Origin of the sequence: Marinobacter sp. C2H3 (assembly GCF_037080155.1) — a bacterium.
Lineage (GTDB): Bacteria > Pseudomonadota > Gammaproteobacteria > Pseudomonadales > Oleiphilaceae > Marinobacter.
The window spans coordinates 241,212-261,828 of sequence record NZ_JBBBNZ010000002.1 but is presented as its reverse complement, the minus strand read 5'-3'; the positions used below and the strand labels follow the sequence as shown (position 1 = coordinate 261,828).

Genomic DNA, 20,617 nt, shown 5'->3' with positions numbered 1-20,617 from the left:
GTCAGACCCCAAGGCCCTGCTCCAGCCCTATCTCCACCAGGATGAGTTGCCAACATGAACACCAACTACCGCAAACCCCTCCCAGGCACCGACCTGGACTATTTCGACACCCGCCAGGCGGTGGACGACATCCAGCCTGGCGCCTACGACAAACTCCCGTACACCTCCCGCATCCTGGCGGAACAGCTGGTTCGCCGCTGTGATCCGGACGCGTTGACGGACTCCCTGAAACAGCTGATCGAGCGCAAGCGGGACCTGGATTTCCCCTGGTACCCGGCCCGGGTGGTGTGCCACGACATCCTCGGCCAGACCGCCCTGGTGGATCTGGCCGGCCTGCGGGACGCTATCGCCGAGAAGGGTGGTGACCCCGCCAAGGTCAACCCGGTGGTGCCGACCCAACTGATCGTGGACCATTCCCTGGCGGTGGAACACGCCGGCTTCGAGAAGGACGCCTTCGAGAAAAACCGCGCCATCGAGGACCGCCGCAACGACGACCGGTTCCACTTCATCAACTGGACCAAGACCGCGTTCGAGAACGTCGACGTGATTCCCCCGGGCAACGGCATCATGCACCAGATCAACCTGGAGAAGATGTCGCCGGTGGTTCAGGTTCGCGACCGGGTAGCCTTCCCGGACACCTGCGTGGGCACCGACAGCCACACCCCCATGGTGGACGCCCTGGGCGTGATTTCCGTGGGCGTGGGCGGCCTGGAAGCCGAGAGCGTGATGCTCGGTCGCGCCTCCATGATGCGCCTGCCGGACATTGTGGGCGTGGAGCTGACCGGCAAGTTGCGCCCGGGCATTACCGGCACCGATATGGTGCTGGCGATTACCGAGTTCCTGCGCAAGGAGCGGGTGGTCGGCGCCTATCTGGAGTTCTTCGGCGAGGGCGCCGACAGCCTGACCGTGGGCGACCGGGCCACCATCTCCAACATGACGCCGGAATACGGCGCTACCGCCGCCATGTTCTACATCGACGGCCAGACCATTGATTACCTGAAGCTGACCGGCCGTGATGACGAGCAGGTGGCCCTGGTGGAGCACTACGCCCGCCACACGGGCCTATGGGCCGACAGCCTGAAAACCGCCGAGTACGAGCGGGTGCTGCGCTTTGACCTGTCCTCGGTGGAGCGTACCCTGGCGGGCCCGTCCAACCCGCACGCGCACCTGCCCACGTCCGAGCTGGCCAAGCGGGGCATTGCCGGCCCGTGGACCGAGGAAGCCGGCAAGATGCCGGACGGTGCCTGCATCATCGCGGCCATTACCAGCTGCACGAACACCAGCAACCCCCGCAACATGGTGGCCGCGGGCCTGATCGCCCGCAACGCCAACAAGCTGGGGCTGACCCGTAAGCCCTGGGTGAAAACCTCGCTCGCGCCGGGTTCCAAAACCGTCAAGATGTACCTGGAGGACGCCAAACTGCTCCCTGAGCTGGAACAGCTCGGCTTCGGCGTGGTGGCCTTCGCCTGCACCACGTGCAACGGCATGAGCGGTGCGCTGGACCCGAAGATCCAGCAGGAAATCATCGAGCGGGACCTGTATGCCACCGCCGTACTCTCCGGCAACCGGAACTTTGACGGCCGGATTCACCCCTACGCCAAGCAGGCGTTCCTGGCGTCGCCGCCTCTGGTGGTGGCCTACGCCATTGCCGGCACCATCCGGTTCGACATCGAGAAAGACGTGCTGGGGCACGACCAGAACGGCAATCCGGTCACCCTCAAGGACATCTGGCCGAGCGATGAGGAAATCGACGCCATCGTGAAGCAGTCGGTCAAGCCGGAGCAGTTCCGGGAAACCTACATCCCGATGTTTGATGTGACCCGGGAAGCCCAGGCGGCCAGCAATCCGTTGTACGAATGGCGGCCGCAAAGCACCTACATCCGCCGCCCGCCGTATTGGGAAGGCGCGCTGGCCGGTGAGAAGTCGCTCAAAGGCATGCGGCCGCTGGCGATCCTGCCGGACAACATCACCACCGACCACCTGTCGCCGTCCAATGCCATTCTGATGGACAGTGCCGCGGGTGAGTACCTGCACAAAATGGGTGTGCCCGAGGAGGACTTTAACTCCTACGCCACCCACCGTGGCGACCACCTGACCGCCCAGCGCGCCACCTTCGCGAACCCGAAGCTGTTCAACGAAATGGTGCGGGACGACAGTGGCAAGGTGAAGCAGGGTTCCCTGGCCCGAGTGGAGCCGGAAGGCAAAGTGACCCGCATGTGGGAGGCCATCGAAACCTACATGGCCCGCAAGCAGCCGCTGATCATTATCGCCGGTGCCGACTACGGGCAGGGTTCCTCCCGTGACTGGGCCGCCAAGGGTGTGGCCCTAGCCGGGGTGGAGGCGATCGTGGCCGAGGGCTTCGAGCGCATCCACCGCACCAACCTGGTGGGCATGGGCGTGATGCCGCTGCAGTTTGAAGACGGCACCACCCGTAAAACCCTGGCCTTGGACGGCACCGAAACCTACGACGTGGAAGGCACCGCCGCACCCCGCGCCAGGCTGACCCTGGTGATCCACCGAAAGGATGGAAGCAGCGAGCGCGTGCCGGTGATCTGCCGACTGGACACCGCGGAGGAAGTCTCCATCTACTCCGCCGGCGGCGTGCTGCAACGGTTTGCCCAGGACTTCCTGGCGACCGAAGGCGCCGCTTAAAGCTGGGGTCAGATGAAACTCATCTGACCCCGGAGTCCGGCACCGGGCTTGCGGGCATAAAGCAGGGGGTCAGATGAAACTCATCTGACCCCGGAGTCCGGCGCCGGGCTTGCGGGCATAAAGCAGGGGGTCAGATGAAACTCATCTGACCCCAAAGTCCGGCACCGGGCTTGCGGGCTTAAAGCAGGGGTCAGATGAAACTCATCTGACCCCGGAGTTCGGCGCTGGGCTTGCGGGCATAAAGCAGGGGGTCAGATGAAACTCATCTGACCCCGGAGTTCGGCTCCGGGCTTGCGGGCTTAAAGCAGGGGGTCAGATGAAACTCATCTGACCCCAAGGCCCGGCACCGGGCTCTCGGATCAACATCGGGGTCAGATGAAAGTGTTCATCTGACCCCCGGTTTACGGAAAAGGTACCTCCATGCCCCACAATCCCCAGATTCGCATTCCCGCCACCTACATGCGTGGTGGCACCTCCAAGGGCGTGTTTTTCCGGCTGCAGGATCTGCCGGAGGCGGCCCAGGTCCCGGGCGAGGCCCGGGACCGCCTGCTGCTGCGGGTCATCGGTAGCCCTGACCCCTACCAGAAGCACACCGACGGTATGGGCGGCGCCACCTCCAGCACCAGCAAGACCGTGATCCTGGCGCCGCCCACGGTACCGGATCACGATGTCGACTACCTGTTCGGCCAGGTATCCATCGACACTCCGTTCGTCGACTGGAGCGGCAACTGCGGCAACCTGACCGCAGCCGTCGGCGCCTTCGCCATCCACGGGGGCTTTGTGCCCGCCGAGCGGATTCCCGAGAACGGCACCTGCACCGTGCGCATCTGGCAGGCCAACATCCGGAAGAGCATCATCGCCCACGTGCCCATCACTAACGGCGAGGTGCAGGAAACCGGCGATTTCGAGCTGGACGGCGTCACCTTCCCGGCGGCAGAGATCGAAATTGAATTCATGGACCCGGCGGACGGGGAGGGCGCCATGTTCCCCACCGGCAACGTGGTGGACGCGCTGGACGTGCCAGGCATCGGCGTGCTCAAGGCCACCCTGATCAATGCCGGCATCCCCACCATCTTCGTGCGGGCCGGTGACATCGGCTACGAAGGCACGGAACTTCAGGACGCCATCAACAGCGACCCCGACGCCCTGAAACGGTTCGAAACCATCCGCGCCCACGGCGCCGTGCGCATGGGGTTGATCAAGGACGTCAGCGAGGCCGCCGGCCGGCAACACACGCCCAAAGTGGCGTTTGTAGCGGAGCCCTTGGATTACGTGGCCTCCAGCGGCAAGACCATCCACGCCAGCGACATTGACGTGCTGGTGCGGGCCATGTCCATGGGCAAACTGCACCACGCCATGATGGGCACAGCCGCCGTCGCCATTGCCACCGCCGCCGCCGTTCCGGGCACCCTGGTGAACCTGGCCGCCGGCGGCGGGCCCCGTAACCACGTCACCTTCGGCCACCCCTCCGGCACCCTGCGGGTGGGCGCCGAAGCCGGCCAGCTGGACGGCCAGTGGACCGCCACCAAAGCCATCATGAGCCGCAGCGCGCGTATCCTGATGGAAGGCTGGGTGCGGGTCCCGGAGTGAGATCGCAACCCGGTCAGCCCCATCGGCCGGGTGCCCGCCGCGGGATGGGGTTGCGGCAAAGACGCAGCCGGTAGCGAGCGCCCGGCGACCTGGCGACAGCCGCCGGCGGAATCTATAGTGGGGGCAAGGAGGCCCCCTATGTCCCAGACTTTCGACGTCAACGAACGCCCCGATTACGACGAGGTCCTGCAGAGCATCGCGGACTACGTGCTGTCCTACCGCATCACCAGTGATGAAGCCTGGCACACCGCCCGCCACTGCCTGATGGACACCCTCGGCTGCGGCCTGCTGGCCCTGCGATTCCCTGAGTGCACCAAGCACCTCGGCCCACTGGTGGACGGCACGGTGGTGCCCCACGGCGCCCGGGTACCGGGCACGCCATACCGCCTGGACCCGGTGAAGGCCGCCTGGGACATTGGCTGCATCGTGCGCTGGCTGGATTACAACGACACCTGGCTGGCCGCCGAGTGGGGCCATCCCTCGGACAATCTCGGGGCCATCCTCGCGGTGGCCGATCACCTGTCCCAGAAGCGGGTGGCCAACGGGCAGGGGCCGCTGCGGATGAAAGCGGTGCTGGAAGCGATGATCATGGCCCACGAGATCCAGGGCGTTCTGGCGCTGGAGAATTCCTTCAACCGGGTAGGCCTGGACCACGTGGTTCTGGTGAAAGTCGCTTCCACGGCGGTGGCCGCCCGGATGATGGGGGCCACCCGGGACCAGTTGCTGTCCGCCCTGTCCCATGCGTGGGTGGATGGGCAGGCGTTGCGCACCTATCGGCACGCTCCGAACGCCGGCTCCCGCAAGTCCTGGGCCGCCGGTGATGCCAGCTCCCGGGCGGTGCGGCTGGCGGACATTGCCCTCCGGGGAGAGATGGGCATTCCCGGCGTACTCACGGCGCCCCAGTGGGGCTTCTACGACGTGTTGTTCAGCAAAACCAACAAGGACCAGGCCCTCAAACCGGAGAACCAGCGCCGGTTCTCGCTGCCACAGGCCTTTGGCAGCTACGTGATGGAAAACATCCTGTTCAAGGTGTCGTTCCCGGCGGAGTTCCACGCCCAGACCGCCGCCGAGGCCGCCGTGCGGCTGCACCCCGAGGTCCGCGACCGGCTCGACCAGATCGACAAAATCGTCATCACCACCCACGAATCCGCCATTCGCATCATCTCCAAGGTGGGCGCCCTGGCCAATCCCGCCGACCGGGACCACTGCCTGCAATACATGACGGCGGTGCCGCTCATCTTCGGCAACCTCACGGCCGAGCACTACGAGGACGCCTTCCACGAGGCACATCCGATCATCGACGAGCTGCGCCAGAAGATGGAGGTGGTGGAAGACCCGCGCTACACCCGGGAGTATCTGGAGCCGGACAAGCGCTCCATCGCCAACGCCGTGCAGGTGTTCTTCAGCGATGGCAGCCACACCGACCAGGTGGCTGTGGAGTACCCCATTGGCCATCGTCGGCGGCGGGAGGAGGGTATTCCGCTGCTTCAGGACAAGTTCCGGAATAATCTCGCCACCCGGTTCCCCGCCCCTCGCTGCGAGCGCATCATGGCGCTATGCACGGACCATGAAACGCTGGAGAATATCGCCGTACACGACTTCGTTTCGGAGTTCGTGATCTGACCGCCGGGCGAGCAGTGTCCGGGGTCAGATGAAAGCGTTCATCTGACCCCAAGTTGTGCGCCGGTGTCCGGGGTCAGATGAGTTTCATCTGACCCCAGGTGTTGCGGCAGTGCTCGGGGTCAGATGAGTTTCATCTGACCCCCGGTGTTGCGTCCAACGGGGTCAGTTGGGAAGACAGGGCGAGGAAACGGACATCGTGCCAAAACGTACCGACATCAAGAGCATCCTGATCCTGGGCGCAGGCCCGATTGTGATCGGGCAGGCGTGCGAATTCGACTACTCCGGGGCCCAGGCCTGCAAGGCGCTGAGGGAAGAGGGCTACCGGGTGATCCTGGTGAACTCCAACCCGGCCACCATCATGACCGACCCGGCGATGGCCGATGCCACCTACATCGAGCCGATCACCTGGAAGACGGTGGAGAAGATCATCGAGAAGGAGCAGCCGGACGCGCTGCTGCCCACCATGGGCGGCCAGACCGCCCTGAACTGCGCGCTGGACCTGGAGCGCCACGGGGTGCTGGAGAAACACGGCGTGGAAATGATCGGCGCCAACGCCGACACCATCGACAAGGCCGAAGACCGGGACCGCTTCGACAAGGCCATGAAGAAGATCGGCCTGGAGTGCCCCCGGGCCACCATCGCCCACTCCATAGAAGAGGCCTGGAAAGTCGCCGACGACATCGGCTTCCCCTGCATCATCCGCCCGTCCTTTACCATGGGCGGCTCCGGCGGCGGCATCGCCTACAACCGGGACGAGTTCGAAGAGATCTGCACCCGGGGCCTGGACCTCTCGCCCACCAACGAACTGCTGATCGACGAGTCCCTGATCGGCTGGAAAGAGTACGAGATGGAAGTTGTCCGGGACAAAAACGACAACTGCATCATCGTCTGCGCCATCGAGAACTTCGACGCCATGGGCGTGCACACCGGCGACTCCATCACCGTCGCCCCGGCCCAGACCCTCACCGACAAGGAATACCAGATCATGCGGGACGCCTCCCTGGCGGTCCTGCGCGAGATCGGCGTGGAAACCGGCGGCTCCAACGTCCAGTTCGGCATCAACCCGGACAACGGCCGCATGGTGGTCATCGAGATGAACCCCCGGGTGTCCCGCTCCTCGGCCCTCGCCTCCAAGGCCACCGGCTTCCCGATCGCCAAGGTCGCCGCCAAGCTGGCGGTGGGCTACACCCTCGATGAACTGCGCAACGAAATCACCGGCGGCGTCACCCCGGCCTCGTTCGAACCGTCCATCGACTACGTGGTCACCAAGATCCCCCGGTTCACCTTCGAGAAGTTCCCCCAGGCCGACGCCCGCCTGACCACCCAGATGAAATCCGTGGGTGAGGTCATGGCCATCGGCCGCACCTTCCAGGAATCCGTGCAGAAAGCCCTGCGGGGCCTGGAAGTGGGCTCCGAAGGTTTTGACGAGAAACTCGAGGACCTGGATTCCGAGAACAGCCGGGAAACCCTCACCCGGGAGCTGAACGTGCCCGGCGCCGACCGCATCTGGTACATCGGCGACGCCTTCCGCGCCGGCCTCACCGTCGAGGACGTGTTCCGCCACACCAAGGTGGACCCCTGGTACCTGGTGCAGATCGAAGACCTGATCAAAGAGGAACAGGCCCTCAAGAGCGCCGGCAAGGCCGACATCGACCGGGCCACCCTGTACCGCCTCAAGCGCAAGGGCTTCTCCGACGCCCGCCTGGCCAAACTGCTGGGTATCTCCGAAGTCAGCCTGCGCAAGCTGCGCCACGACCTGGACATCCGCCCGGTGTACAAGCGGGTGGACACCTGCGCCGCCGAGTTCGCCTCCGACACCGCTTACATGTACTCCACCTACGAGGAAGAGTGCGAGGCGGAACCGTCCGATCGCGAGAAGATCGTGGTCATCGGCGGTGGCCCCAACCGGATCGGCCAGGGCATCGAGTTCGACTACTGCTGCGTGCACGCCGCCCTGGCCATGCGCGAAGACGGCTACGAAACCATCATGATCAACTGCAACCCGGAGACCGTGTCCACCGACTACGACACCTCCGACCGGTTGTACTTCGAGCCCATCACCCTGGAAGACGTGCTGGAAATCATCCACGTCGAAAAACCCAAGGGCGTGATCGTCCAGTACGGCGGCCAGACCCCGCTGAAACTGGCCCGGGGCCTGGAGGCGGCGGGCGTGCCCATCATCGGCACCAGCCCGGACGCCATCGACCGGGCCGAGGACCGGGAACGGTTCCAGCAGATGATCACCCGCCTGGGCCTGAAGCAGCCCCAGAACGCCACCGTGCGCAGCCACGAGGAAGGCATCCTCGCGGCCCGGGAAATCGGCTACCCGCTGGTGGTGCGCCCGTCCTACGTGCTGGGCGGCCGCGCCATGGAAATCGTCTACGACGAAACCGAACTGGTGCGCTACATGCGCAACGCCGTGCTGGTGTCCAACGACAGCCCGGTGCTGCTGGACCACTTCCTGAACGCCGCCATCGAGGTGGACATCGACGCCATCTGCGACGGCACCGACGTGGTCATCGGCGGCATCATGCAGCACATCGAACAGGCCGGCGTGCACTCCGGCGACTCCGCCTGCTCACTGCCGCCGTACACCCTGTCCCCGCAGGTGCAGGACGACATGCGCGAGGCGGTGCGCAAGATGGCCATTGAGCTGGACGTGATCGGCCTGATGAACGTGCAGCTGGCGTATCAGGACGGCGAGATCTACGTGATCGAAGTGAACCCGCGGGCCTCGCGGACGGTGCCGTTCGTGTCCAAGGCCATTGGCGTGTCGCTCGCGGCGGTGGCGGCCCGGGTGATGTCGGGCAAGAGCCTGAAGGAACTGAACTTCACCCAGGAGATCGTACCGACCTACTACGCGGTGAAGGAATCGGTGTTCCCGTTCAACAAATTCCCTGCGGTGGACCCGATCCTGGGGCCGGAGATGAAATCCACCGGCGAGGTCATGGGCCTGGGTGACAGCTTTGATGAGGCCTTTGCCAAGGCGGAACTCGGCGCCGGCGAGCGGCTGCCCCGCAGTGGCACGGTTTTTCTATCGGTGCGGGACCAGGACAAGCCCGGGCTGGTGCTAGTGGCTCGCCGTTTCCTGGATCATGGCTTCCGGCTGGTAGCAACCGGGGGAACGGCGGTCTATCTGACGGGGCAGGGCCTGCCTTGTGAACGCATCCTGAAAACCGAAGAAGGCCGGCCAAACGTGGTGGACGCCATCCGTAACCGGGAGGTGGATCTGCTTGTGAACACCACGGACGGCCGGGCCACCATTGCGGCCTCGGCGGAGCTCCGGCGGCTGGCGGTGCGCCTGCGGATTCCCATGGCCACCACACTGGCGGGCGGTGAAGCCTACGCGCGGGCATTGGGTTACGGGGAAGTGGGGCCGGTTCGCCGGCTCCAGCAGATCCGCCGGGGCCGGCTGGTGGACGATCGGCCTATTTGCGATTCGGCGACAGCGGTTTGACGTTGTCCATGGTGGGGCGGGGGTCCCGGGGCTGGGTCTGATCTTCCGGGAAGATTTTCGCCAACCGGGTGTCCAGCCGCTCCAGCGCATCGGCAATCCGGGTCAGGGCGCTGGCGGCGGAGGCGATATCGGTCGGGCCGCTCTGGGCCGCCGCTTCAACGGCGGCCGGCCGGGGGCTGATTGGCGGCGTTTGACGCGGTGTTCTTCGCGGGTCCGCCGACACCTCATCGCTGGACTCACCCAGCAGGTCCCGCCGGATGCTTTTCAGGTCGTGAGGGTCGATGAATGGCCGGTCTTCCGCGTAGGCGCACATCATCATGCCGTCGCACAGCTTGTTGATCAGCCGGGGAATGCCCTTGCTCAGTGTGTGGATCTCCTTGACGGTATCCACATCAAACAGCTTGTTGCCGCCGTGCCCGGACACCAACAGCCGGTAGTCGATGTATTCCGCCGTCTCGGCGAGGGTAAGGCCCTCGAGGTGGAAGAACAGTTTGACCCTCTGGCTGAGCTGGGGAATGGCGGTCACCGCCCCCTTCAGTTCGGGCTGCCCCAACAGGATCACCCGCATGGACGGCCCGCCCATGCTCTCCATACCGGTGAGCATGCGGATGTCCTCGAGGTTTTCCCGGGTCAGGTTCTGGGCTTCGTCGATGGCCAGCACCACCGGTGTGCCGGCCTCCGCCATATGCTCCAGGTATTCGGTGATCTGGAACAGCATGGCCACCTTGCTGTCGTCCTCCACCTTCAGGCCGGCCTTGCGCAGGATCAGCCCGAACAGGTCCCGTGATTCCAGGTTGGTGTAGGAAATGTTGAGCAGCTTGAGGTTGCCCTCAAGGTTGCGGATGGTCTTTTTCAGCAGAGTGGTCTTGCCGGAACCAATCTCCCCGCTGATCACCACAAAACCCTCGGAACTCCAGATCGCGGACGACATGTACACGTAGGCCCGGGAATGTTGCTGGCTCATGTAGATGAAGTCGTCTTCCGGGGTAATCCGGAAGGGGTGGCGGTGGAGGCCAAAAAAGTCCAGGTACATACGCAAATCCCAGCGTGAGTGTTCGGGGTCAGATGAGTTTCATCTGACCCCAGCTGTTGAATGGGCGTCCGGGGTCATGCCCGAGTTCGGGGTCAGATGAAACTCATCTGACCCCAAGGATTGCAACTCATCTGCGCCCCCGGCCAAGCCAGGATGTGGGGTCAGATGAAATTCATCTGACCCCAGGGGTTGCAGTCCATTGGCGGCCACGGTCATGCCAGAGCCCGGGGTCAGATGAAGCTCATCTGACCCCACCGGTTGCACCCCGCTGCCGGCAACGCTCATGCCAGGGTCACCAGGTCCGCCGAGGCCGCCGGCGCATCCGCCTGGTAGGCCGCAAAGCTCTCGCTCACGGTGCCAAACCGGAAGTCGCCCAGCAGACGCTCGAGGCGCTGCTCGCAACGGTCGAGGTTGGTGTAGTGGCGGAAGCGGGAGAACCAGCTGGCGTTGTTGTATCGCGGCTGATCCGGATCAATCTCCCACGGATGCAGGTAGAACATCTGCGGGCGCCGTCCGAACCCGGAGGCCAGGTTGAACAGGTAGCGAAACACCGGGTACGGAAACTGCCGGAAATAGCCTCCGCCGGCCGCTGGAATGGACAGCCCCGGCAGCCGCGCGGTGGTGAGCGGAAACTCCCGCAGCCGGTGCCCGCCAGCGGTACTCAGGGTGTAAGGGTGCCGGGGAGAGTCGGGGATGCCGTAGTTGTCGTGGTGAATCGGGAAGATGCTGGAATCCCACGTGAACCCGCACTCGCCCAGAATATCCAGCGCCCAGAGCGATTCCCGGGTAATGGAGTAACTGGCCGCCCGATACCCGGTTACGGGTTTGCCGGTAATGTCTTCCAGGAGTTTTTTGGATCGCTCGGTTTCGTCCCGGAAAACCTCGGGCGTTTGCCGGTAAATCAACTGATGGCTGTAACCGTGGGAGGCGATCTCATGGCCGGCGTCCGAGAGTTCGCGGATCAGGCCGGGGTAGCGTTCCGCCACCCAACCGAGCACGAAAAACGTGGCTCGCACCCCATGGCGCTCGAACAGCGCCTTGAGCCGCCGGGTATTCTGTTCAACCCGGGAGGGCAGGGTGTCCCACTGATCGGGGGAAATCACCCGGGACAGGGCAGCGACGTGAAAGTAATCCTCCACATCGATGCTCATGGCGTGCAGGACCTGGCCGGGTTTGGGGGAGTTCCGGAGGTTCGCCGAATCCGCTGGCGGTGGGTGGTCTGGCATGGGTAGTCCTTCCCGGTTGCAGCCGTGGTGTGCGAGTAAGGCGCGTTAAACGGCCTTCCGCGATCAATTTTCACCCAGCCCTTGGGCAAAAACAACGCTGTCACGCAAATACTTTGTTTCTGAAACATAAAACAATGTAAAAGACCGTTACAAATATTTACACGTTGGTTGAGTTTGCTACTTGTCAGGCGCAGAATGACAACCGTGAACGCCGACTCCCGGCCCTGTCGCTGATTGTCCTGAAGGACGACAAGGAAGTTCAGCGTGTCGTACATACGATTCAGAAAACACTACCTGCACCTGCCGTATCTGGTTCTCGGGATTCTCGAGTTCGCGGTGCTGTTTGGTATTTTTTCGTTCCTGACGGTGTTCCTGGCCATGCTTGGAGGGCACGCCGCGCCCGCCAAGACCGATCTGGTGGCTGCGCTTCTGTTCGCTCTCATCCTGAGCGGCGGTACCCTGGCCATGGGCGGGTACCTGGCCATGGCCAAAGAGAGTGTTTCCCTCATCTTCTTCCGCACCCTGGTGGCCTACTGCTTTGTGGGCGGTATTGGGCTGACCCTGCTGTATGGCGTGATGCCCCAGGCCGACCCGGGCAGCGCCAACCTGTTCTGGGCGGTGCTGCTGGCAAGCCTGCTGGTGATCCTGATTCGGTTGGTGTTCCTTCGCCTGGTGGATTCCGAGCAACTGGTCCGCCGGGTGGTGGTGTTTGGCGCCGGCCCCTTCGCGGCCTCGCTGCTCGACGAGTACCAGCGCAACATGCGCGCGCTGGGTATCCGCATCATCGGTTGCATTGCCGAGGCCCCGGGCGGTGTCGTGCCCGACGAGCATCGCATTCCCACGCCCTATGACTTCTACCAGTTCTGCCGGGAACACAAGGTCTCCGAAATCGTGGTGGCTCAGCAGGAGCGCCGCCGGTCCGAAGGCGGCTGGCTGCCCGTGCCGGAGCTGATGGAGTGCAAACTGCGGGGCATCGCGGTGACCAACGGCGTGGACTTTTACGAGCGGGAGCTCCGCAAGGTCAAGCTGGACATGGTGCACCCCTCCTGGATTGTGTTTTCCGAGGGCTTCAAGGCCTCCCGCAGCCGGGATTTTGCCAAGCGTCTGGTGGACCTGGCGCTGAGCCTGGCCCTGCTGGTGGTGATGAGCCCGTTCATACTGCTTACGGCCGTGGCGGTGTTCCTCGAAACCGGCCGCCCGATTCTTTATAGCCAGACCCGCGTCGGCATGCTCGGCCGGGAATTTCGCATCTACAAGTTCCGCAGCATGCGCCAGGACGCGGAAAAGGACGGCAAGGCCCGCTGGGCCTCCGCCAACGATAACCGGGTGACCCGCGTGGGCGCGTTCATCCGCAACACCCGGCTTGACGAGCTGCCACAGATCTACAACGTGATCCGGGGCGAAATGAGCATTGTCGGGCCCAGGCCGGAGCGGCCGGAGTTTGTCTCAGAGCTGCGGGAAAAAATTCCGTTTTACGATACCCGTCACTACGTCAAGCCTGGCTTGATGGGGTGGGCTCAGCTTAAATATCCGTATGGCGCTTCGGTAGACGATGCCAGAGGGAAACTGGAATACGACCTTTACTACTCCAAGAACCACAGCCTGCTGATGGATTTTCTGATCATGATTCAGACCGTCGAGGTGGTTCTTCTGGGTAAGGGCGTTCGATAACAACCACGATAAACAGACAGGGATCAGGAGGACGACTATGGAAATCGTCACGGGTTTGCGCACCATGCTCATCATGGGGCTTGCGGTGCTGATGGGCGCCTGTTCAGGGCTGCCGTCATCGAAGGAAATGCCCACGGTGTCCGAGCTTGCGCCTGAGCCCTACCTGATCGGTGTCGGCGACACCGTCTCCGTGCACGTCTGGCGCAATCCGGAACTGACCCAGTCCATCGTGGTGCGCCCGGACGGCTACATCTCCATGCCGCTCATGGGCGACGTCAAGGCCGATGGCAAGGAGCCGGAAGCCCTGGCCAGTGAGATCAGCAAGGCGCTGGGCGAATTCATCCGCACGCCGGAAGTCACCGTGATGGTCACCAACCCGGCCAGCAAGGAGTTCCGCAACCGGGTGCGCATTACCGGGCAGGTGGCGGAGCCTCAGTCCGTGGCTTTCCAGCCGGGCATGACGGTGCTGGATCTGGTGCTGATCGCCGGCGGTGTCACCGATTTTGCCGCCGACGATCGGGCCGTACTTCACCGGGAAGTGAACGGTGAGTACAAGAGCTACGAGCTGGACCTGGAGGCCATTCTCACCGACGGCGACATGACCACGAACCACGCGCTGCAGCCAGGTGACGTGATCAGCGTGCCTCGCAAACAGCTGTTCCGCGGTGAGCTGTAATGGACCTCCAGTTTCTTCTGGATACACTCCGGGCCGTGCGCCTGGAGTTGTACCGGCGCCGCGTTGCGGCAACCGTACTGTTCATGGTGGTCACCGCCGGCGTGCTGGCGTTGGCCTACGTGACGCCCAAGAGCTACACCTCCCAGGCGGTGCTCTACGCCGACCAGTCCAACATTCTGCAGCCGCTGCTGCGGGGCCAGGCGGAAGTCACTCCAATTGATCGCATCAACGAAGCGAGGGAACTGATCCAGAGCCGGTCGTTCCTCGAACAGGTGGCCCTGGACACGGGCCTGGTGAAGCCAGCCGATACGGACCAGACCCGTAACCTGAAGATCAACGAGCTGCGCAAGCAGGTCAGCCTGCGGGTCTCCAACGGCAACTTCATTGAGCTGGGCTACAGCAGCGGCGATCCGAACCAGTCGTTCCAGGTGATGAGTTCGGTGCTCAATCGCTTCGTGGAGCGCACCGTCCGTAAGAAACGTTCCGAAAGCCAGAACGCCTTCGAATTCATCGATTCCCAGGTAAAGTCCTACCAGCGTCAGCTTGAGGATGCGGAACAAAAGCTCAAGGAATTCAAACAGGCCAATCAGGACGGTACCGAAAGCAACGTGCGCCAGCGGATTGAAACCCTGCGTTCAGACATCGAAAACCTGAAGCTGGAAATCCAGCAGGCCGAATCCGAGGTTACCCTGACCCAGCAGCAGCTCGCCAAAGAAGAGCCGGTTCGGCGGGTAACCGTGGACCCGGGCAAATCCTCCGCCGAACGACAGTTGGTGTCGCTGCGCCAGGAGCTGAGCAACCTGCGCCTGAAATATCAGGAGAAACACCCGGACATCGTCAGCACCAAAGAGCAGATTGCCGATCTTGAAGCCCAGATTGCCCGCCAGGGTGATCAGGACCGGGACGGCGCGGTGACCGAAGTGCTGGAAAATCCGGTGTACCAAAACCTCAAGATGCAACTGACCGACACCACCACCGGGCTCGCGGTGAAGAAGAACCGGCTGGCGTCCCTGGAGAAGCTGCTGGAAGAGGCATTCCAGCGCTCCGAGCGGGTGGCGGCCAATCAGGCAGAGCTGTCCGAACTGACCCGGGATTACGACGTCACCCGCGGCGTTTATGAAGACATGCTCCAGCGCCGGGAGAAAGCCCGCCTGTCCATGACCCTGGACGTGCAGGGGGAGGGCGTCAGCTACAAGATTCAGGAGCCGGCGTCATTCCCGACCCACTGGGATGGCCTGCAGCTGTATCAGGTGGGCCTGGCCGGCCCGTTCCTGGGCAGTGCCATGGTGCTCGGCCTGCTGACCGCCCTGGTGATGTTTGACCAGCGGATCCGCTCGCCCCGTGCCCTTCAGCTGGCCCTGCCGGCGTCCGTTCCGGTGCTGACCAGCGTGCCCCATTACCGCAGTACCTGGAAAGATCGGCTGACCCGGCGCGATACCCTGGTTCTGTTGGGGGCCCTCGGGCTGTTCATGGCGGTGTATCTGGGCGTGCTGCTGTTCAGCGTGATGGGTGTGACTCCGGAACAACTGATCCACAAACTGGCCTCCGGCCTCGGTTTTGGTGCCTGAGGGTGATCATGGACGACAACAAACTCTACAACGCCCTCCTGAAAAGCCAGGAAGAACAGCGACAGCTGGCACTGAAGCAGGGCGAGGCCAAGCCGGAAGACGGCTTCCGCAAAGAACGCCCGTTCGCCGGCTCCGGTCGGCAACGCCCCGAGCTGGGTTCCGTTGGCGCCGCCCACGAAGAGCACCCGCCGACCGTCTACGACGCCTCGGTGTCCCTGGGCCTGATCGCCAATCCCCACCCCTGGACCCGGGAGCAATTGCGGGAGCGCAAGATCATCCACCCGGGCATGGCGGACAAGGAAGTGATGGACGCCTACCGGGAGCTGCGTATCCAGCTCCGCAACCGGGCGGGGGAGGCGGGCTTCACGGTGATGTTCAGCAGCCTGGGCGGGCAGGGCGGTTCCATGCTGACGGCCTTCAACCTCGCCGCCTCGTTTGCCATGGACGCCCACACCGCGGCGCTGCTGGTGGACTGCGACCCCTACCATCAGGACCTCTCGGGGCTGGTTTCTGTGCGCCTTGAGGCGGGGGTGACCGATTATGTGGCGGATTCTGCGCGCACCGTGCGGGACATCCTGTACCCCAGCGGGGTCGACCGGTTGTCCGTGATTCCCGCCGGCACACAGGCCTCCTCGGCGGTGGAGCTGTTTTCATCGGTGCGCATGCGCGAGTTGATGAACGAGCTCAAAGGGCGGTACCCGGACCGCTGCATCATCGTCAACGCGCCGCCGTTCCGCAGCAGCACCGAAGCCCGGATTCTCGAGCGTTTTTGCGATCAGGTGGTGCTGTCCGTGCCGTTCGGCGAAGTCTCCGGCGAGGACATCACCGACGCGCTGGATACGCTGGATGCCGATAAATTCGCGGGTCTGGTGTTTCAGGAGTAACGCTATGGCGAGAGCACAGGGATTTTGTGGCGGGCGGTTACTGGCCGCCGGGCTTCTGCTGGGCACGGTCGCGCCTGGGGTGCTGGCACAGACGCCCCCCGCTCAGACTGCTGCGAAGACCAACGGCACCGCCGAGGGGGTGACCGCCCTGAACGGTAGCGCTTCGGTGTTCACCGCCGTGACCCACACCCGGACCTCGGCCGCCGGGGGCACCGAATCCAACACGGAGCCAAGCATTGGGGTGTCGGGTGATATCGGCGGCAGTTGGCAGCGCGGCGCCAGCCGGCTCGACCTGCGATATGGCGGATCCCTTGAGACCACCCGGGACCGGCCAACCGGCGGCCAGACCGACAACAGCTCGGTGACTGGCCTGTCCCGCTTCAATTACCTGGACCCGGCCAACCCGGTGGACTTCAACCTGGGCCACAGCATCGAATCTGTGCGTAACAGCACCGGCTTTGTGATCAACCCGTCCAGCTACGATACCCGCCAGACGGTGACCGGGGGCGCGGGCCTGCGGCTCCGGCCCGGCGATTTGACCACGCTGCGCCTGTCCGCCCAGGCCGGGCACAGCTACGGCGGTGGCGCGGTGAACGCGGGTGATTCGGTAACCGCCTCGGCGGAACTCGCCCGCCGGCTGGACGAACGCAGCACCGGCTCCCTGGTGGCGAGCCGCTCCTGGTCCAACGAGGACCAGCTTGATATCACCATCGACAGCGCCCAATTGATTTACGATCGCCTGCTGGACGCTGGCCGGTTCCGGATTGGCGCCGGCGTCAGCCAGGCGGACACCCAGTATCCCAACGCCAGCGACACCACCAGCGATGCGGTGACCGGTTTTGCCGAGCGCTCCTGGACGGGCGACGGCTTCCAGACGTCGGTAAGCTTCAATCGCCGTCTCTCTGACAGCGTGACGGACATCTCGCTGAACCTGCCGCCCATTTTTGATTTTCTTCCGGATTCGGTGCGGGTCCGGGACCTGGTGATCAGCGATTCCATCCTGATCACCCACAACAACGACAACCTGTGCGACATCTGCAACGTCGGCTTCGGTCTTGAGGGCGCGATCCTCAAATCCCAGCTCACCGACACCACCACCCATGAATACACCGCGAGCGCCAATCTGGGGCTGCAGATCACCGATCTCCAGCGCCTGGAGTTTGCCTACAGCTGGCAGGCGGACGCGGGGGAAAGCGCCGGTGACATGGTGCAGCAGATTCACCGCCTGGACAGCCGGTGGGTCCGTCAACTGGCCGAATACACCCGGTTTGCGGTGGAGTTCAACCAATCCTATCTGGATACCACGCTGCCGGTGCCCAACGAGCGCCAGTACGTGCTGCGCCTGGTACTCACCCACGGGTTTTCTCTGATGGCGAACCGCTGACGCGGTGTGCGCGAGGATCTGAAAGGAATCATGTTCGATCAACGGAAAGACATTCAGCTGCCGGCGGACCTTCCGCCGCAGCTCGTGGTGGTGATTGATACCGAGGAAGAGTTTGACTGGCAGGCAGAGCCGGACGCGGGGGCCAATCAGGTCACGGCCATGGCTCATATCGACCGGGTGCAAACCATCTTCAACGAATACGGCCTTTGCCCGTGTTACGTGATTGATTATCCGGTGGCCAGCCAGCCCCTCGGCTATGGTTTGCTGAAAGATTACGTCGAACGCGGCCAGTGCGAGATCGGCGCCCATCTGCACCCCTGGGTGAACCCACCTCAGACCGAAGCCCTGACCCGCCCGAACACCTACCCCGGTAACCTGCCGGCGACGCTGGAGCGGGAAAAACTGGTGACGTTGCGGGATACCATCCGCGACAACCTGGGGGTCACGCCGGTGGCCTACAAGGCCGGCCGCTATGGCTTTGGCCCGAATACGGCTTCAGCGTTGCGGGACCTGGGCTTCACCATTGATCTGTCGGTATGCCCGCCGCTGGATTCCCGGGCGGACGGCGGCCCGGATTACCGCCGTTATACCGCCGAGCCGTTCTGGTTTGGTGGACAGGACCATCCGATTCTGGAACTGCCGTGTACCGGCGGGTTTGTCGGCTGGGCCGGAAAAGCCGGACTCCCGATGTATCAGATGGGGCAGACCCTTCGACGGTTCCGCGCGCCGGGCATCCTCTCGCGGCTGGGTGCGGTGGACCGGCTGATGCTGTCACCGGAAGGGTTTACCCCGGCGGAGCACATCAAGCTGACCCGCAGCCTCTACCGCCAGGGCCTGCGTACGTTTACCTGGAGCTTTCACAGCCCGTCCGTGGTGCCCGGCCATACCACCTATGTGAACAACCAGCAGCAGCTGACCGGCTTTCTGGACAGCTTCCGCCGCTTTTTCGATTTCTTTTTCAACGAGCTGGGCGGTCAGGCATCCACGCCGACCCGGGTTCGTGACCTACTGGAGACATTGGCATGAGAGTGCTCGGGATTTCCCCGCTGGACAAGGATTCGACCGTCGCCATTGTGGAGGACGGCCAGGTGGTATTCGCCGCCGGAGAGGAGCGTTTCTCCCGGAACAAGCAGCAGTCCGGGTTCCCCCGGCTAGCACTGGAGGCGGGCCTGGCTTACACCGGGCTGCGTATGGAGGATTTTGACCAGGTCTGCTATCCGTTCCTGACCTGGCAGAACGAGCAGAAACTGTATTCGAAGAATCTCGAGGACGAAAAAGCGTTCATCAAGGCGTTCCATCCGGCCGATCTGGGCCCCCAGATCCGCGATGCGCTGGGCCGGGTGCCGGATCGAAACGAGCCCATTCACGGGCTTGAGCACCCGAACGCCATCATGGAAAAGGGCTTTCTGCACAGTTCCTACTACAGCATGGCCGGCGCCCAGAAGCTGGCCTCCAACAACGCCGCGCTGAAAGCGTCCCGCCAATGGGGCGAGGCCGCGACCGAATCCTTCCAGCATTGGGAGAAGGACCTGAACGAGGGGTTGGCGGCTTATGGCTGGCGTGACCCGGTCAAACGCATGGACCATCACCTGTCCCACGCCGCCAACAGTTTCCTGTGCAGCGGTTACGAGCGTGCCCTGTGCGTCACTCTGGACGGCTACGGCTCGGGCCTGGCCGGGTCGGTGAGTGAGGCCCGGGACGGCAAGATTCATCGGCTCCACGGCCTGCCGTTCCCCAACTCCCTGGGCACGCTCTACGAGCACGTCACCTCCAGCCTGGGGTTCAAACCCAGCCGTCATGAAGGCAAGATTGTGGGCCTGGCGTCTTACGGCGATCCGTCCATCCTTGGCGACATCCTGCTGTCGCGGATCGAGCAGACGCCGGGTGACTTCCGCATCTACGAGGCCAACAACGTCTATTTCTCCCGTTACCTCGCATCCAAGTTCCCGAAAATTGATGTGGCGGCGGCCTACCAGTATGTGCTCGAGAAAGTTGCCACCCGGTACGTGCGCCACTGGGTTGAGAAGACCGGCATCGACACGGTGGTGCTGTCTGGTGGGGTGACCGCAAACGTCAAACTCAACCAGCGGATTTTTGAGATTGAGGGCGTGAACCACCTGTTCGTTTACCCGAACATGGGCGACGGCGGCTGCGGCACCGGCGCGGCGCTGTATCACAGCTGGCCGGGTGGCGTGAAACCGTCCATCAGCAGCGCCTATTTCGGCCCGGACTATTCCGAGGGCCAGATTCTCGCGGCGCTGGAGGCGGAAGGGCTTACCGTTGAGCGGCCGGCCAACCTGGCGGCGGACGTGGCAAAACTGATCCATTCCGGACAGGTAGTGGCCCGGTTCGATGGCCGCATGGAGTACGGTCCACGGGCGCTGGGTAACCGATCAATCCTGTACCACGCGCGGGAACCCGAAGTGAACCAATGGCTGAACAAACGCCTGGGCCGCACCGAGTTCATGCCGTTTGCTCCGGTGACGCTCTATGAAGCCCGGGAGAAGTGCTACCACAACATCAAGGGCGCCGAGCACGCCGCCGAGTTCATGACCGTGACCTTTGACTGCACCGAGTTCATGCGTGAGAACTGCCCGGCCGCCGTGCACGTGGACGGTACCGCACGGCCCCAGCTGATCCGGCGCGAGGTCAACCCGGGCTACTACGATATCCTGGCGGCGTACGAGAAGCTCAGCGGTATCCCGAGCCTGATCAACACTAGCTTCAACATGCACGAAGAGCCCATCGTCAATTCGCCGGAGGACGCGGTGCGGGCCTTCCTGCAGGGCGCGCTGGATTACCTGGCGATTGGTCCGTTCCTTGTCCGCCATCCCCATCCGGCCCACTGAGGCC

At 63.7% G+C, this 20,617-nt stretch carries 13 protein-coding genes; 11 read left to right on the top strand and 2 right to left on the bottom strand.

Annotated elements, in window-relative coordinates; translation table 11 throughout:
• Positions 1 to 54 precede the first annotated feature (54 nt).
• The 4 genes from acnD (at position 55) to carB (ending at position 9,322) form a co-directional block, all read left to right on the top strand.
• Positions 55 to 2,652, top strand: a complete 2,598-nt coding sequence (acnD, locus tag V3388_RS06250) for a Fe/S-dependent 2-methylisocitrate dehydratase AcnD (protein WP_336366681.1) — start codon at positions 55 to 57, stop codon at positions 2,650 to 2,652.
• 420 nt (positions 2,653 to 3,072) lie between these two features.
• Positions 3,073 to 4,242, top strand: coding sequence for a 2-methylaconitate cis-trans isomerase PrpF (prpF, locus tag V3388_RS06245; RefSeq protein WP_336366680.1), 1,170 nt, complete (start codon positions 3,073 to 3,075; stop codon positions 4,240 to 4,242).
• A gap of 138 nt (positions 4,243 to 4,380) precedes the next feature.
• The gene (gene prpD, locus V3388_RS06240; protein ID WP_336366679.1) at positions 4,381 to 5,865 is read left to right on the top strand and encodes a 2-methylcitrate dehydratase; all 1,485 of its coding nucleotides are present in this window, start codon (positions 4,381 to 4,383) and stop codon (positions 5,863 to 5,865) included.
• A gap of 196 nt (positions 5,866 to 6,061) precedes the next feature.
• Entirely contained in the window at positions 6,062 to 9,322 is a 3,261-nt protein-coding gene (carB, locus tag V3388_RS06235) for a carbamoyl-phosphate synthase large subunit (RefSeq protein WP_336366678.1), read from the top strand.
• On the opposite strand, the gene V3388_RS06230 is transcribed toward carB, so the two are convergent.
• Together V3388_RS06230 and V3388_RS06225 are read right to left on the bottom strand one after the other, a co-directional pair.
• Positions 9,294 to 10,355, bottom strand: a complete 1,062-nt coding sequence (locus tag V3388_RS06230; protein ID WP_336366677.1) for an ExeA family protein — start codon at positions 10,353 to 10,355, stop codon at positions 9,294 to 9,296. The genes carB and V3388_RS06230 overlap by 29 nt on opposite strands.
• A 281-nt stretch (positions 10,356 to 10,636) precedes the next feature.
• The gene (locus V3388_RS06225) at positions 10,637 to 11,581 is read right to left on the bottom strand and encodes an XrtA system polysaccharide deacetylase (RefSeq protein ID WP_442915613.1); all 945 of its coding nucleotides are present in this window, start codon (positions 11,579 to 11,581) and stop codon (positions 10,637 to 10,639) included.
• A 264-nt stretch (positions 11,582 to 11,845) separates the two neighbouring features.
• On the opposite strand from V3388_RS06225, the gene V3388_RS06220 reads away from it, so the two are divergent.
• From V3388_RS06220 to V3388_RS06190, 7 genes are read left to right on the top strand one after another with little or no spacing between them, the layout of a single operon-like run.
• Positions 11,846 to 13,252: a TIGR03013 family XrtA/PEP-CTERM system glycosyltransferase gene (locus tag V3388_RS06220; RefSeq protein WP_336366676.1), complete on the top strand. Its 1,407-nt coding sequence runs from the start codon at positions 11,846 to 11,848 to the stop codon at positions 13,250 to 13,252.
• 37 nt (positions 13,253 to 13,289) lie between these two features.
• Positions 13,290 to 13,928 (top strand): XrtA/PEP-CTERM system exopolysaccharide export protein, encoded by a 639-nt coding sequence (locus tag V3388_RS06215; RefSeq protein ID WP_336366675.1) that lies wholly within the window; start codon positions 13,290 to 13,292, stop codon positions 13,926 to 13,928.
• Complete coding sequence (locus tag V3388_RS06210; protein ID WP_336366674.1) at positions 13,928 to 15,496, top strand: XrtA system polysaccharide chain length determinant; 1,569 nt, start codon at positions 13,928 to 13,930, stop codon at positions 15,494 to 15,496. Before V3388_RS06215 ends, V3388_RS06210 begins: the two co-directional genes overlap by 1 nt.
• A gap of 8 nt (positions 15,497 to 15,504) precedes the next feature.
• Positions 15,505 to 16,380, top strand: coding sequence for a polysaccharide biosynthesis protein (locus V3388_RS06205; RefSeq protein WP_336366673.1), 876 nt, complete (start codon positions 15,505 to 15,507; stop codon positions 16,378 to 16,380).
• Positions 16,381 to 16,384: 4 nt separating this feature from the next.
• Positions 16,385 to 17,764, top strand: coding sequence for a hypothetical protein (locus V3388_RS06200; RefSeq protein WP_336366672.1), 1,380 nt, complete (start codon positions 16,385 to 16,387; stop codon positions 17,762 to 17,764).
• A gap of 30 nt (positions 17,765 to 17,794) precedes the next feature.
• Positions 17,795 to 18,790: a polysaccharide deacetylase family protein gene (locus V3388_RS06195; RefSeq protein WP_336366671.1), complete on the top strand. Its 996-nt coding sequence runs from the start codon at positions 17,795 to 17,797 to the stop codon at positions 18,788 to 18,790.
• Positions 18,787 to 20,613 carry a carbamoyltransferase family protein gene (locus V3388_RS06190; protein WP_336366670.1) on the top strand — a complete coding sequence of 609 codons (1,827 nt, stop codon included), beginning with the start codon at positions 18,787 to 18,789 and terminating at the stop codon, positions 20,611 to 20,613. Before V3388_RS06195 ends, V3388_RS06190 begins: the two co-directional genes overlap by 4 nt.
• Positions 20,614 to 20,617: the final 4 nt, after the last annotated feature.